This is a genomic window from Streptococcus oralis, assembly GCF_001588645.1.
GTDB classification, from domain to species: domain Bacteria; phylum Bacillota; class Bacilli; order Lactobacillales; family Streptococcaceae; genus Streptococcus; species Streptococcus oralis_AB.
This window is the reverse complement of the sequence record NZ_LAYF01000005.1, coordinates 81,861-96,849: the sequence shown is the minus strand read 5'-3', so window position 1 is coordinate 96,849 and position 14,989 is coordinate 81,861. Positions and strand designations below refer to the sequence as shown.

The following is a 14,989-nucleotide window of genomic DNA, read 5'->3' as shown; positions in this document are numbered from 1 at the left end:
TGATTATTTAATCACTTGTTGCGTTTTAGCATAGTTAGCCTCTACCGCTTCTTTTTCAGATTTCCACCATTCTTGGTTGTCTGTGTACCACTTAATGGTCTCTTTGAGACCTGCTTCAAATTTGGTAAACTCTGGCTCCCACCCTAGTTCATCACGGAGCTTGCTAGCATCAATAGCATAGCGAAGGTCGTGACCAGCTCGATCCGTCACATGGTCATAAGCATCAGCTGGCTGTCCCATTTCCTTGAGGATGAGTTCCAGCACTTCCTTATTATTCTTCTCACCATCCGCACCAATCAAGTAAGTTTCACCAATTTGACCTTTGGTCAGAATCGTCCAAACACCTGAAGAATGGTCATTGGTATGGATCCAGTCACGGACATTCTTACCTTCACCATAGAGTTTTGGCTTGATACCGCTCAAGATATTGGTGATTTGGCGCGGGATGAACTTCTCGATGTGCTGGTAAGGACCATAGTTATTTGAACAGTTAGAAATAGTCGCTTTGACACCAAATGAGCGCACCCAAGCTTTGACAATCATATCTGAAGCTGCTTTAGTTGATGAATAAGGAGAGCTGGGATTGTACTTGGTTTCAGCTGTAAACTTCTCACCTGGGCCTTCCCCATGACCTGGCAAATCTTCACGTAGAGGCAGGTCCCCATAGACTTCGTCAGTTGAAACATGGTGAAAACGAAGGTCGTATTTACGAGCCGCTTCCAAAAGTGTATAAGTTCCGATGAAGTTGGTGTGGATGAATGGACTCGGGTCATTAAGTGAGTTGTCATTGTGACTTTCAGCCGCATAGTGAACAATAGCATCCACCTCAGCTGCCAGCTTATCGACCAAGGCTGCATCAGCAATATCTCCAACAACCAACTCAACTCGGTCGCCTAAAATTTCTTCAATATTGGCACGATTCCCCGCATAAGTCAGCTTGTCCAGTACTGTCACATGAACATCTGGAAAGTTATTATAAACATAATGAACAAAGTTAGAACCGATAAATCCTGCTCCACCCGTCACGATGATATTTTTGTATTCAGTCATTTTTATTCCTTAACTTTTTTACAAATCTTCTTTTCTTAGTGGTTTGACATCCTTAAGTAGGGGATGATGTTTGTCTGCTTCTGAAACTTCTGCTTCTGCTAGATTATCCCACTCAATTCCCAAGGCTGGGTCTGCATAGTTGACAAAGGCATATTTAGGCTTGAGTTCAAGTGCCCAGTAGTCATTGACCAGATAGCTATAAGAAACTGTATCCGAGAGTACTTGGAAACCATTGGCTACGCCACGAGGGACAAAGATTCCCTTACTTGCATCAATAATTGTCTGATAAACATTTCCAAAAGTCCCACCTTCACGTAGGTCAACCCAAGAACCCAGAACTTTTCCATTGTCTGCTACTGAGATATACTTGTCCCAAGGTTCGGCATGGAGGCCTCGAAGAACATTTTTACGAGAAAAGCTGACATTATTTTGCAGTTTCCCTTCAACAAAGAAGCTTTCAGGAAAACCAAGTGGTAGCATCTTTTCTTTCTGAAAATTTTCCTTAAACCAGCCACGATTGTCACCATGAACCGGAATGTCAAACTCTAACAAACCTGGAATGGCATCAATCTTGTGCACTGCAAGTGTTTTGCCGAAAAAATTATCTGTCATCTAGATTTCTCCAATCAAACGAAGCAAGTATTGCCCGTATTCATTCTTTTTAAGTGGTTGCGCCAACTTCAGCACGTCTTCACGGCTGATATAACCCATTCGGTAGGCAATTTCTTCCAGATTAGCAACCTGAACATTTTGCATCCTTTGCACCGTTTCGATATATTGGGATGCCTCTAACAGACTCTCATGTGTCCCTGTATCTAACCAGGCGAAACCACGGCCCATAACCTCAACAGACAAATCCCCACGCTTCAAATAAGCATTGTTAACATCTGTGATTTCCAACTCGCCACGAGCACTCGGTTTTATCTGTTTTGCAATCTCCACGACGTCATTGTCATAGAAATAAAGACCTGTTACTGCATAGTTAGAGCGAGGATTCTCCGGTTTTTCTTCTATGGAAATAGCATTCATGTCTGTATCAAACTCGACCACACCAAAACGCTCTGGATCCTTCACTTGGTAGCCAAAAACAGTCGCACCCTTCTCTTTCTTAGCTGCCTTTTGAAGCATTTTGCTCAAACCAGGCCCATGATAGATATTATCGCCTAAAATCAATGCAACACTATCGTCACCGATAAATTCTTCACCGATAAGAAAAGCCTGAGCAAGTCCATCGGGACTAGGCTGTTCCGCATATGAAAGCTTGATCCCAAATTCGGAGCCATCCAAGAGCAGGTCCTTAAAACGGGGTAAATCCTGTGGTGTTGAGATGATCAAAATGTCCTTAATCCCAGCCAACATCAAGGTTGACAAAGGATAGTAAATCATGGGTTTATCATAAACCGGCATCAGCTGTTTTGACGCAGCTCGAGTAAGTGGGTACAGGCGCGTTCCCGAACCACCCGCAAGAATAATACCTTTCATAATAGGCTTCCTTTCTAGCTAATTACCTATCCTATATTATATTTCATTTTGTCCCAAATTCCCTAAGGAATTTACTTCAATTTGGATAAGGCAGCTTTTAAATAGGCTCCATCTCGAAGAGCAGCTCCAACTTTCCTAGCCTGTTCTGAAAGTTCCTTGTAATCTTGAAGTGTCAAATCATCTAGTACTCTTTGGAGGTCGTGTAGAGAGTCAACTGCTAGACCACACTCTTTATCCAGAACAAAATGCGCAAGGGCAGACTCTTTCCAAACCACTAGAGGAAAGCCCGAAGCCAAATAAAGAGAGGCCTTGTGCGAATTGTTAAAGCGTAGATAGTTTCCGTAAGAACCTTGGCAGGTTTCTGAGCTGTCTCCGTCCCAGACCAAACCAAAACTACCTTCAAGAGCAGCTGGGAGGTCATCCGGCATAAAGGAACCAAAGTAGGTGGTGTTTTTCAATGCACGACTTTCATCATAGCCCACTCCATACAAGTTATAGGCTGGCTGATCTGGCAAGTTATAAAGATAACCTGACTTTGCAGGGTTCAAATTTCCAGCTACAATAATAGGTTGATTTTTTTGAGGAACAACTTGCACCTCAAAGTTAGGAATCAAGTAGTCAAAAATTTCCAAGCTAACCATTTTATCTGCTGGCACGCCCTGTTCTACCAAAACTTTCTTCATGATATCATTATGAACGATAATGCCATCCACTGACATCAAGGCTTTCTTTTCCTGGAAGTAATTGCGCACTTTATGACGAAATTGCACCTCCGAACCTGCTGCATGACGCAAGGTTTCAATATCATGGATCAACAGATAGAATTTTGCTCCTCTCTTTTGCGCCTGCTTAATGAGCTGTGAGATGAAAAATGTATGGTGGATAATAGGGAACTGAATCACCAATTCATCTCCGGCTCCCAACTGATCAAACACAGACTTGGTCGCACGATATTTGTGTTGTTGAGCTTTAAAGAAATTCATCTTATACCAATTCTCAACCTTGAGCTCCAAGCCCTCATAACCCTCTGAGATTAGAATAGCTTCCACGTCATTTCGTGCCTTACTCCCTGCATTCTTTTCGTGTGCATTATGCAGAAATGAATCCTTCAGATAATATTTCACCTTTTCTCCCCTTTATCTGTGATGTTCTTAGATACTCCCTAGTTCTTCTTCTACCACATCCAATGCACGTTCAACAGTCACATGCATATCATAGTATTTATAATCTGCCAAGCGACCACAGAAGATAACGTGGCCATTTTTCTCAGCTTCTGCTAGATACTGCTCATAAATAGCATTGTTTTTGGCATCATTGATTGGATAGTAAGGTTCATCTCCTCTCTTCCAATCTGCTGGATATTCTCGAGTAATAACCGTCTTGTTCTGAGTCCCAAACTCAAAATGTTTGTGTTCGATGATACGCGTATAGGGAATATCACGCTCAGTATAGTTGACTACAGCATTTCCTTGATGATTTTCTTGGTCCAGAATCTCATGCTCAAAACGGAGACTACGATACTCAAGTTCACCAAACTTGTAGTCAAAGAACTGATCAATCATCCCTGTAAAGACAATCTTATTCGCTGAAGCCTCCAAGTTCTCCCGAACTGCAAAGAAATCTGTATTAAGCTCTACTTCGATTCCTTCCAACAACTTTTCGATGATGACATTGTAACCACCAATTGGAATCCCTTGATAACGGTCGTTAAAATAATTATTGTCATAAGTCAATCGAACTGGTAAACGCTTGATGATAAAGGGTGGTAGTTCAGTAGCAGAACGCCCCCATTGCTTTTCGGTGTAACCCTTGATTAGCTTTTCATAAACATCCGTACCAATCAACTTAATGGCTTGTTCCTCTAAGTTTTTAGGCTCAACATCTTGCATGTGTGTCGTCTGCTCAGCAATCTTGTCCTTGACTTCTTGGGGTGTCTTTGTCCCCCACAAAGCATAGAAAGTGTTCATATTGAAAGGCAGATTATAGAGATGCCCCTGATAGTTTGCAATTGGTGAATTGATGTAATTGTTAAACTCCGCAAACTGATTGACATAATCCCAGACCTTTTTATTAGATGTATGGAAGATGTGAGCTCCATACTTGTGGACATTGATTCCTTCAACAGATTGGCAATAGATATTCCCACCAATGTGTTCTCGTTTATCAATCACCTTCACTTTCTTGCCGCGTTTGTTAGCTTCGTAGGCAAAGATCGCACCTGACAAGCCAGCACCGACAATCAAATAATCGTACATAAAATCTCCTTATTTCTTTAAAACACTTTTTAGTTCTTGAAAATCCAAGACACGTAAGACCAAAACCAAGCCACCGTAGACTAGGAAGCCAAGCAGAGAATAGATCAAGACATTCACAACAGACGAGAAGTGCATGAAAGCTTGTACAGAATACAAGGCGCCGTACATCAGGAGTGCTGCTAGAAGTATTTTCAGCATAGATGGAAAGATCTTGACCTCTTTTAGATACGAACGTGTAAAGTAGAGTTGGATCAGCCAGACCAAACCTTCAGTCGCAACAGATACAATTGAAGCTCCAATATAGCCCAGAGGCGGAATCAAGAGGAGATTCAAGCCCACACTGAAAATAGCTGGAATAGTTGTTGACAGCATAAATTCACGATTTTTATTGTGAGGAATCAAGATTTGAATTCCCATGATATTGGTCCAGCCAATAAAGAACATTCTAAAGGCCATGATGGCAATCGCATAGCGAGCATCTTGGAAGTCTTGCCCCAGGAAAAAATTAACAAAATCTTTGTTAACAATCAAAATCCCCGCAATCATCGGGAAGATAACCAAGTTATACACTAAGAAAGACATTTCATGTAACTTGTTAACCGCCTTTTGATTGCCTGATGAGAGGAGATTGGAGACCCGAGGCAACATAACACTACCAAGCGACGTTACCAAAGTCAACAAAATATTCAATAATTTCAAGGCTTGATCATAGATCCCGACATCCTTGGTCGAAGACAAGGCACCCAACATGGTGCGATCTAGCGTGATGTAGAGTGAAATGGCAATCTGTGGCAGAAACAAGAGAATGACTGGTTTGATATGCTCTTTGGCATAGGCTATATCCAAATGCGGCTTGCGAATGTGCTCCCGAGCAGGAAGCCACATACTCAACTGACCTAGTAGATCATAGGCAACCAAGAGGATGATATACAAGTACAAGTCGGATGGTTTCTTAACAAATAGGAATATCGAAACAACACCTAGAAGTTTGACCATTGTGTTACGAGCTGTGATTTTTTTGAAATCTTCTAACCCTTGAAAAAGCCAAGAAATATCAAAACCACGAGACAGCAAACTAAAGCCAAGTATATAGGCAATTGGATTGTTCATCGACGGCACAGACAAGCAGACAACTATATAAAGCGTAACCGCTAAACAGGTTGAAAGGACTTGTAAACTGTAAATGCCCCAGAAGGTTTTCTGAACATTGTTTCGATGTCCTGAAATCTCCTTGGTCCCATAATTCGCAACTCCCAGCGTCGCTAGTAGGATAAAATAAGTTACGATAGAGTTATAGTATCCATACATCCCTAAATCATCCGAAGAAAAGACCCGTGTTACATAGGGAGTCGTAATAATCGGAAGTATAATCACCAACAGTTGATAAGAAAGATTGTAGGCGTAGTTTTTAAGCACTTTCATAAATATAGAAAATTTTGCCTTCCTGTCAAATTATCGTTTAATCTTCTTTATTCAATTTCATTATCTGAATTCATGATAAACAAACGACTGATAAATAAGATCAATGGAGAATATCGAAGAACTAACATTTGAGGGTCAAACATGCCATGGATAATCATTACCCCTAAACAGGCAAGTACGATATCTTTTCGAATGGTTACGAAATATTTCGTAACTTTAGTAAGAATCAACAACATGAAGGCACTGACGATTAAGCCATCAATAACCAACAACTGCACAAACGAGCTATCTATGAAATTATAATTACTAGTAAAATTCCCGAAAATATCTAAGAGTGTGAATTTAATATGTTGTCCTAACCAAGATACTCCAAAATTGCGGAAGCCCTCTACACTTAACCGTAGCCGATTATGTGTAAATTGATCTACAAAATGGAATAAATTCCCAGATGAATAAAAACAGAAATATAAGGTAATGATTAAAGCCAAAATAAAACCATATTTTACGATTGTTTTCATCCAGAAGTGTCCAATAATAAAGTCTTTTTTTATGATTTTCAGACTAAACAACGCATATGTAAGTATTAAAATACTTAAATAAAATGGACTGGTTGTCGAAGTTTGTTGGTACATATAAATCGTAGCCGACAGTAAGACCAGTAATTCCATGTAAGAAATTTTTTTCCCTCGAAACATTAGATAACTACACAATGCAAAAAATAATCTTTGTGAAGCAAACGAAACATAATTAAACCCTAGACTAAAACGATATCCGCTATCTGCACGCATGATCATATTCGAAATCACGCCCATGTTGCTAGCAAAAATCGACAAAACAAGGACTAGAAATGTGGCAAAAGAGAAAGTTCCTAATAACTTTCTGAAATCTATATCTCTAGCAGAAAAAACAAGTAAAAGAACATTTAAATCAAGTAACCCCTCTCGATTTTTTGCAACTATAAACATAGAAATAATGAACAATACTGCTATTAACAGTTGTTCCCAATGAAATCTAAAGTGATACAAGGTTCTTGGAAGATTCACCAACTCTTTTATCAAAATCATGGCAATTGTGAAATAGAGGAGGATCCTATACAATGATAAAAAGCCCTCCAATCTAATAAAATAAGTAGTTGTGACTAATGATGTGACAACAACCCATATAAATAAGGTGATTAAATAAATTTTTTCTGATATAGTACGATTGTTCATCACAATAGTCATCCAACCCTTTCAATCATTTAATTAAAAATATTTAAAACTTTACAACTCTCTATTATCAAATATCAAAGAATAGAACATACCCATTTGATTAAAATCTGTATTTCTTTAGAAAAATCACCGTACGATATATTCTATAATTAAGTAAGAATCTAACGAAAAGATTGATAAAAGGAGTATTTTTTTGTCAAAATAATCATCTCTTTGTTTACACACAATTTTTCAAAATATTGGTGTTTCAAAAGAAGAGGTATTTTTTGAGCTGAAATATTTTGAATATTACTCATTAGAATACGAGTTTTATTTGATCAACAAATTGTTCATCATAAATGCCCCATATTGACATCAGCTGGTCAACTTTTTCTAATTTTTCCAGTTGATATTTCATCTGAACTTCTTACATTCAGTCGTTTATTTCTTCCACTTTTTAAATTGATAATAGAGCCGCGGATACCTACTAATCAAAACATAGAGAATCTTACGTTTCTTACTAACTCTAGCATTCTTCAAAACAAGTGGCAAATAAGGCCTGGTTTTCTCCTGAAGTCTCTTGAATTCTACCGAATCCCCATCCTTAATCATCGTAAAGATAAGAAGACTTCCTGTAAAGAAGCGTGAAATGATGGCTTCTTGGAGTTCTGAACTCTCAGGATAGGTTGCATTCACAACCTCTTTTAAATGATCAATTGCTTCGTAAAACTCGTATTGTTTTGACGTGAAAGCCGAGGCAGTAATGCTACCAGGTCTATGGTAATAATGGTAAATCGGAAGATGGTACAAAGCCACGGATTGGGCTTGATTGAGATGCTCACTGATAACATAGAGGTCTTCGTAGATGCGCCCCTTGGGGAAGGGAGCTTTCTCAAGAAGTTCTTTCCGATAGAGTTTCCCACAAGCAGAGACCGTTACAAGGTCTCCATAAAGCATCTCAGTCAGTGCCTTTGCCTTGTCATAGACCTTAACTTGGTCTAAATCAAGCTGATCCAAGTGAAAATTTTGAAAACGATGATAGTGAGCTGTTGGCTCTACTTTGCCACTCACCATATCTGCTTGGGTACGACTTTGTAGCTCTGCTAGCAGTTCCAAGGCGCAGGGTTCCAGATAGTCGTCTGGATCTAGGAAAGTAATCCAGTCGCCCTTGGCTTTCAAGACCCCATAGTTCCGAGCATCAGACAAGCCACCGTTGACCTTATGGTAGCTAGTCACCCAATCATATTGCTGGGCATACTGGTCACACAAGTGTCCTGAGCCATCACTCGAGCCGTCATCAATCAAGAGGACTTCCATATCCTTGTAAGTCTGATGTTCCAAACTCTCCATGGCATAATGAAGGTAGTCCTCCACATTATAAACAGGCACAATTACCGAAATCATATTTTCTTTTCTTTCTCTTACTTAGTTTTACAGTTTAAATCTCAAATGAACTTCTATCTGGAAGCAGTTGATCCATAGCCTTGATAAAGTCTGTCATCACCTGCTCCTCGTCTTGAATGTTAAATCCATCATTGATACACATAATTTGGTATTTGCCAGAATTTAGTATCTTCCAAAAATCTGGTCCAGCATTATCCAAAGAAAAGAGTCCTCCCAACTTAGGATTTCCGATAGCGTATTGACCACTTGCAATCTGCCAATACTTAAAGAGCCAAACATTGGTATCAGAAGGATTTCTAAAGCGACTAGCCGAGGTTCTTTCCAAGACAGCTTTTTCCTTTTCCCATACCAAGTTCATCGTTGATCTTAGTAGAGGATAGGGCAGATGACTCTCCCAGAAACCACAGATAAACTGACTATTTCTGTATAGTAGCGACTTAACGATACTTTTTAATCCCTGCTTTGGATCAAAGAATTGGCCATTCTTCAAAATTTCATTTCGACTGAAATAGCTAGTGACAATCTCCATGTCATTTATCTGAAAATTCCCCGTTCCATATCGCTCAGGAATAATCGGTGAAAGAGCCGTATTATATTTGGGTAAACCATCCTCTGAGAAAAAATCTGTCGGCTCGACTGGAGCTGTCAAATACATATCATCATTAAAAAAAACAAAATGCTCTGAGAGACCAGGGATTCGATGGATGTTACTTTCGATAGGATTGGCAGAAAAAACTGGCAGGTAGTCATTACAGATAATCTCTGTATGATCTACCAACACCAATTTTTCACTATTTATATCTAACCAGCTTGGCTTTTGCTGGTCGGTCACGAGGTAGACCTTATTGACCCAAGGAGCAAATTTTTCAACTCCTCTAAACCAATATTTAAAGGTCCCCCATTCTCGGTAAGCCTTGACTGAATTCATACTCTGTTTAGAAGTATTAACCGAGCCATCATAGCTTGATTTTTTTTCTTGCCACACGGGATCATTCCCATCAACCCAAGTCACAACAAAATCTATTTTATTCATAACTAATCTTTTCTATCTGTTTTATACAACTCCGAAAAGTTCTTGATGTAACTCTTCAAAGAAAACAGCTCTTTTTGTCTCTGATATCCTACTCGCCCAAATTTTTCTCTTTTTTCAGAACTATCTAGTAAGAGAGAAATGGCATTAGAAAGTTCTTGAGGACGATTTGGTTTGACTAAGCAACCACTTTTGTCATCTACTACCATTTCAGCTATTCCCCCATTGTTATAGCCAACAACTGGTTTTGAACAAGCCATGGCTTCTAGGACTACTGTAGGTAGGGAATCAGGTTTTATACTTGGTAAGACAAAGATATCAAACATATTATAAAGTTCAGAAGTCTTATCGTAGTAATCAATACGATGAATTTGTGACACAACAGATGAAGAAGCTATTCTCTTATCTAGTTCTTCTAAGCGCCATTCTTCACCAGGAAAAACACCTCCAGCTAGGAAAGCCACCGCTTGCTCATTCTTTTCCAAAAGTGGCTCGACTGCTTCTATGAAATCATTTTGTCCTTTGATAGCATTGATCCGACCAATCATGCCAATCACAAGTGCATCTTGCGCAATGTCAAATTTTTCACGAATAGAAGACGCATCCATTGGATAATAGACAGCATTATCAACACCGTTATAAATCACTTCCACTTGGCTATCTTTGATAAAGGGAGACTGCTTGATATGATTAGCGACCGCTTGGGACACCGTCACAATCTTGTCTGCATATCGTCCCATGAGCATATTGATAAAGTCAGAAATAGCTTTGGGTTTGACGATAATCTCATGAACATGCCAAATCAAAGGCAGCTTGAGCTTGCGTTTCAAATAGATGCCCTCCAAAACAGCCGCTGTATTATTGTGAACCATATCTATACTGTGTTCTCGAGCATAGAGGGCGATTTGCTTGGCATAGAAATTATAAGAGCGAATATAGTCGGCAATGCCTTTAGGATTAAAGTATTTTCTACGTAAAATCGGATAATCCAACACGCTGACCTTAGCTCCAACTTGGCGCAAAGCCTCGACTAAAACACCGTCATTTGGCAAGATGACGTGAGCTTCAAATTCTTTGGAATCCAATCCTTTGATCAATTCCAATAAAACCTTATCTGCTCCATACATTTCTGCACCAGCATGCAAGTATAAAATCCGTTTCATTCCCTATCCTTTAAACACTTCTTCATAATCTGACACAATCTTTTCCCATGTGAAAGCTGAGAGAATTCTTTGACTTGACTTGAAATCCAACTCAGTTATTGCTACCTGATCAAATCCTTCTACTTCCTCAATGACACGTTCCAACTCATCTTTTTTCCAATAAATGGCCCCGTCTTCACCAACCTCACGGTTAAAGCCAACATCTAGCAACAAATTTAGTTTGGTGGATGCTAAAGCTTCCAATAGAGAAGGGTTGGTTCCTCCAACCTCATGCCCATGGAAATAGGCAAAGGCATTTTCACGGATGTACTTGAGCAACTCTTGGTCATAGACAGTACCGACAAATTTGACTCTAGGATCTTTGTCAAAACCAGTATCCCGTAACAACTGGTCGTAAAATTTATTCTGCTCCACATTTGTGATGAGAACAAAGTCCTTTTTGGACTTGGACTTTATAAATTCACGAATCATGGCTTCGTAGTTATTTTCAGGAACAAATCGTCCCACTACTAGATAATAGCCATTTTCGCTGACTCCTTTTTCCTGATACCAATTCCGAACTTTGGCATCTTCTGCTTTCAGGATTGAAGGAGCTGTATCTGTCCCATAGGCAATATAAGTGGTCTTTGGTTGATACTGCTTATAATCCTCTTGGATATATTGTTCAATATTTTTACTGTCGCAGACCAATAAATCTGCATGTTTAACCATGAGCTGCTCTGAAAATTTCCAGTACTTACGAACTGGCAGGCTCCACTTTGCTCGCAGCCATTCATGGCCATCAGGATTTACCAGCAAAGAGCCACCGATCGCACGAATTTTTTTCTTAAGTCCAGAAATAAAAGGACCGATGCGACAAGCTAGAATGTAAAAAATGGGAGCCTCGTCCTTGTTTTCCTTAGCCAATTCAATAGCCTTGTTGACCGCTGCAATATCGTAAGCGATGGCGCGGGCCGGTCCGATATTGGGTACATCGATGTTGAAGCAAATGGCTCCATTGTGCTCAAACTGGTCTTCCGTAATACCAGACTTGGCTGAATTTTCACGCATACAAGCAACATAGTATTGTATGTTGCTGTCTTTTTGATATTCGGTTAATTTTTCAACAAAGGTTTCAAATCCTCCATACTTGGCAGGAATCCCCTTTGAACCAATGATATAAACTGACTTTTTCATCTCTCTCCTAACAGGACTGAAGGGCAGAAATTACTTTGCCCCATCTCTCATAAATACAACTTTAACGGTCTTTAACAATATTTCAATATCTTTCCAAATAGTCCAATCATCAATATAAGCCACATCTAATTTAACAACTTCATTGAAATCCTTGATCTCACTTCGCCCGCTGACTTGCCACAAGCCTGTTATCCCAGGTTTAAAACTCAATCGACGTTTTTGCTCAGGTGTATATTTTTCATACTCATCCACTGTTGGGGGACGGGTTCCGACCAGACTCATATCTCCCATTAAAACATTCCAAAACTGCGGTAACTCATCTAGGCTGGTCTTACGAATAAAGCGACCAATTGGAGTGATACGAGGATCATCATCGACCTTAAACATGCCCCCTTGCATAGTATTTTGCGCCAAAAGTTCTTGTTTCCGCTGCTCAGCATTCACGCACATAGATCTAAATTTATAGAAAGTGAAATGTCGACCATTTTTTCCAATACGCGTTTGAGAAAAAATCGCTGGCCCACCATCTTGTCGAATCATTGGAACCAAAACAATACTCACCAAACCACAAATAACCAGTCCGACAATCGAACCACAAATATCAATAATCCGCTTAGCGATCACATGACTAGTCTTATAAAATTTTGTTGAAAAAGTTACGACATTCAAACCTGCCATTTCACGAATTTTTTTATCACTACCTAAATTATCGTTAAAAGCATTGAGATTAACTGTCACATCTATCCCCATCGTTTCAAAGAGGGAAATATAATCTTCAATATTATATTCTTCACTTGGTAAATTGATAAAAACTTCATCAACAACTTCATGAGTTGCATAGTCTAAAATATTTTCAGCAGGAATGACTTTTAAATGTTCATGATGGAAGTTGGGCTGATCTAAGACACTAACTGCTTCTAAATCCCATAGAATGTCACTTGCTTCTATTAATTTATCCATAACTTTCTCAACTCTAGAAGTTGCCGTTATTAAAAAGACTTTCTTTCTTCCTTTTAAGTTTGGGAACAGCCGTTTCCAATTTCGTTTAATTAATAAATTCAACAGATAAAGCAAGATGGAATGTATTGTCAAAAAATAAATCATCCCTCGTCTAGAGATACTAAAACGATCTTCTAAGAAAAAATTCGAAATACTGATAGCTAAAGCAAAGAACACGATATACTTTGTCGTGTTGATAAACTCTGCTAAATAACCCCTTTTAAAAAAATCATGCCCATAATCACTGATATAAAAAATAAAAAAATGAAGAATGAACAAGATAATAACAGAAGTATTTACAATCTCTGTTTCCTTAACAAAACTAAGTAAATAAGCTAATAAAATGACAAGAAAACTCTGGATTACCGCCAAAGTAATCTTCAATCCCTTTTCTTCCATAATATCTTCCCTAAACTATTTATTATTTTTTGCCATAATTCCCATAGTTTCCATATGCTCCATAGGAGCCATATTTTTCAACTGAAGTATTGAGTTTATTAAGCACAATTCCTAAGAATGGTTTTCCTGTTTGTTCGAGTTGTTCTTTAGCTTTTTGGACATCACGACGATTTGTTTCACCTACTGCCGTTACCAAAACAGAAGCGTCACACTGCTGCGTGATAATTGCTGCATCGATAACAACTCCAATCGGAGCAGTATCCACGATGATGTAATCAAAGTACTTGCGCAAGGTATCAAGCATGGTTGCAAAGTTTTCACTTTGTAGCAAGGCTGTTGGGTTTGGTGATACAGAACCTGCTTGAATAACAAACAAGTTTTCAACATTGGTGTCACATAGCCCTTGTGATAGATCTGTCGTCCCAGATAAGAACTCTGTTAGTCCTGTAATCTTCTCACGTGATTTAAAAACACCTGACATGACAGAATTACGAATATCCGCATCGATCAACAGTGTCTTATAGCCTGCACGCGCGAAAGCCCAAGCAATATTGGTAGAAGTTGTTGATTTTCCTTCCCCTGGTTTCACAGACGTGATCGCAATCACTTTCAAGTTATTCCCACTCAGTTGTATATTGGTACGAAGCGCATTGTAATACTCTTCAGCTTTTCTCGCCAAATCTAATTTTTTTTGTGCAATTTCTAATGTTGGCATATCTCTCTCCTATCTTAATTTATCCAAGTTTGGAACAACTCCTAAGAGTGCGATCTGCAAAACATCTTCGATATCTTCTGGACGTTTTACTCGTGTATCCAAGAGTTCAACTAGGAGAACAGTGACAACCATTATAACCGCTCCAGCAAGAAGTCCAACCATGGTATTGCGACGAATGTTTGGTGAAGATGGTGATGTTGCAGGACGTGCTTCTTCAAGCGTTGTAACATCTGAAACTCGCGTAACACTGATGATTTTTTGAGCCGCAACCTCTCTCAAAGAGTTGGCGATACGGCTAGCTTCCTCAGGTGCACGGTCTGTAACAGAAATCGATACAATACGCGTATCCACTGGAACTGTTACCTTGATTTTACTAGCTAGACCTTTTGGAGGGAGATCCAATTTCAAATCAGTCGCAACCTTCTCTAAAACGTCTTGCGAGAGAATGATTTCGCGATAGTCTTTTACCAAGTAAGATCCCGCTTGCAAGTCTTGGTTAGTCAAACCAGGCTTATCTCCCTGATTACGGTTGACCACATAAATGCGGGTAGTACTAGTGAACTCTGGTTTTACAATAAAACTACTGTAGGCAAATGCTACTGCTCCTGTCACGAATGCTACCAATACAATCAGCAATTTTCGTTTCCATAGAATTTTTAACAAGTGGAATACATCAATTTCCATCATATTTTGTTCTTTCATTT

Annotated in this window: 14 protein-coding genes; all 14 read right to left on the bottom strand. The window is 39.2% G+C overall.

The genetic code is table 11. The annotated features are described in order from the left end of the window. Positions 1–3: 3 nt before the first annotated feature. The gene (gene rfbB, locus A0739_RS05555; protein WP_061587331.1) at positions 4–1,050 is read right to left on the bottom strand and encodes a dTDP-glucose 4,6-dehydratase; all 1,047 of its coding nucleotides are present in this window, start codon (positions 1,048–1,050) and stop codon (positions 4–6) included. 18 nt (positions 1,051–1,068) lie between these two features. Continuing rightward, on the bottom strand, positions 1,069–1,662 hold the full coding sequence (locus tag A0739_RS05550) for a dTDP-4-dehydrorhamnose 3,5-epimerase family protein (protein ID WP_061587330.1): 594 nt from the start codon (positions 1,660–1,662) through the stop codon (positions 1,069–1,071). Then, positions 1,663–2,532: a glucose-1-phosphate thymidylyltransferase RfbA gene (gene rfbA, locus A0739_RS05545; RefSeq protein WP_000676122.1), complete on the bottom strand. Its 870-nt coding sequence runs from the start codon at positions 2,530–2,532 to the stop codon at positions 1,663–1,665. Between the two features lie 71 nt (positions 2,533–2,603). Further along, the gene (locus A0739_RS05540; protein WP_061587329.1) at positions 2,604–3,656 is read right to left on the bottom strand and encodes a sugar transferase; all 1,053 of its coding nucleotides are present in this window, start codon (positions 3,654–3,656) and stop codon (positions 2,604–2,606) included. 27 nt (positions 3,657–3,683) lie between these two features. Further along, positions 3,684–4,787, bottom strand: coding sequence for a UDP-galactopyranose mutase (glf, locus tag A0739_RS05535; RefSeq protein WP_061587328.1), 1,104 nt, complete (start codon positions 4,785–4,787; stop codon positions 3,684–3,686). A 9-nt stretch (positions 4,788–4,796) separates the two neighbouring features. Further along, positions 4,797–6,209, bottom strand: a complete 1,413-nt coding sequence (locus A0739_RS05530) for a flippase (protein ID WP_061587327.1) — start codon at positions 6,207–6,209, stop codon at positions 4,797–4,799. Positions 6,210–6,256: 47 nt separating this feature from the next. Next, the gene (locus A0739_RS05525) at positions 6,257–7,432 is read right to left on the bottom strand and encodes a polymerase (RefSeq protein WP_196755713.1); all 1,176 of its coding nucleotides are present in this window, start codon (positions 7,430–7,432) and stop codon (positions 6,257–6,259) included. A gap of 408 nt (positions 7,433–7,840) precedes the next feature. Continuing rightward, complete coding sequence (locus A0739_RS05520; RefSeq protein ID WP_061587326.1) at positions 7,841–8,803, bottom strand: glycosyltransferase family 2 protein; 963 nt, start codon at positions 8,801–8,803, stop codon at positions 7,841–7,843. A 34-nt stretch (positions 8,804–8,837) separates the two neighbouring features. Further along, entirely contained in the window at positions 8,838–9,836 is a 999-nt protein-coding gene (locus tag A0739_RS05515; protein ID WP_061587325.1) for a Stealth CR1 domain-containing protein, read from the bottom strand. A gap of 2 nt (positions 9,837–9,838) precedes the next feature. Then, positions 9,839–10,996, bottom strand: coding sequence for a glycosyltransferase family 4 protein (locus A0739_RS05510; RefSeq protein WP_061587324.1), 1,158 nt, complete (start codon positions 10,994–10,996; stop codon positions 9,839–9,841). A 3-nt stretch (positions 10,997–10,999) separates the two neighbouring features. Continuing rightward, positions 11,000–12,172 carry a beta 1-4 rhamnosyltransferase Cps2T gene (gene cps2T, locus A0739_RS05505; RefSeq protein ID WP_061587323.1) on the bottom strand — a complete coding sequence of 391 codons (1,173 nt, stop codon included), beginning with the start codon at positions 12,170–12,172 and terminating at the stop codon, positions 11,000–11,002. Between the two features lie 30 nt (positions 12,173–12,202). After that, entirely contained in the window at positions 12,203–13,570 is a 1,368-nt protein-coding gene (locus A0739_RS05500) for a sugar transferase (RefSeq protein WP_061587322.1), read from the bottom strand. Positions 13,571–13,592: 22 nt separating this feature from the next. Beyond that, positions 13,593–14,285, bottom strand: a complete 693-nt coding sequence (locus tag A0739_RS05495) for a tyrosine-protein kinase (protein WP_061587321.1) — start codon at positions 14,283–14,285, stop codon at positions 13,593–13,595. Between the two features lie 9 nt (positions 14,286–14,294). Next, positions 14,295–14,987: a capsular polysaccharide biosynthesis protein CpsC gene (cpsC, locus tag A0739_RS05490; protein ID WP_061426713.1), complete on the bottom strand. Its 693-nt coding sequence runs from the start codon at positions 14,985–14,987 to the stop codon at positions 14,295–14,297. Positions 14,988–14,989 lie beyond the last annotated feature (2 nt).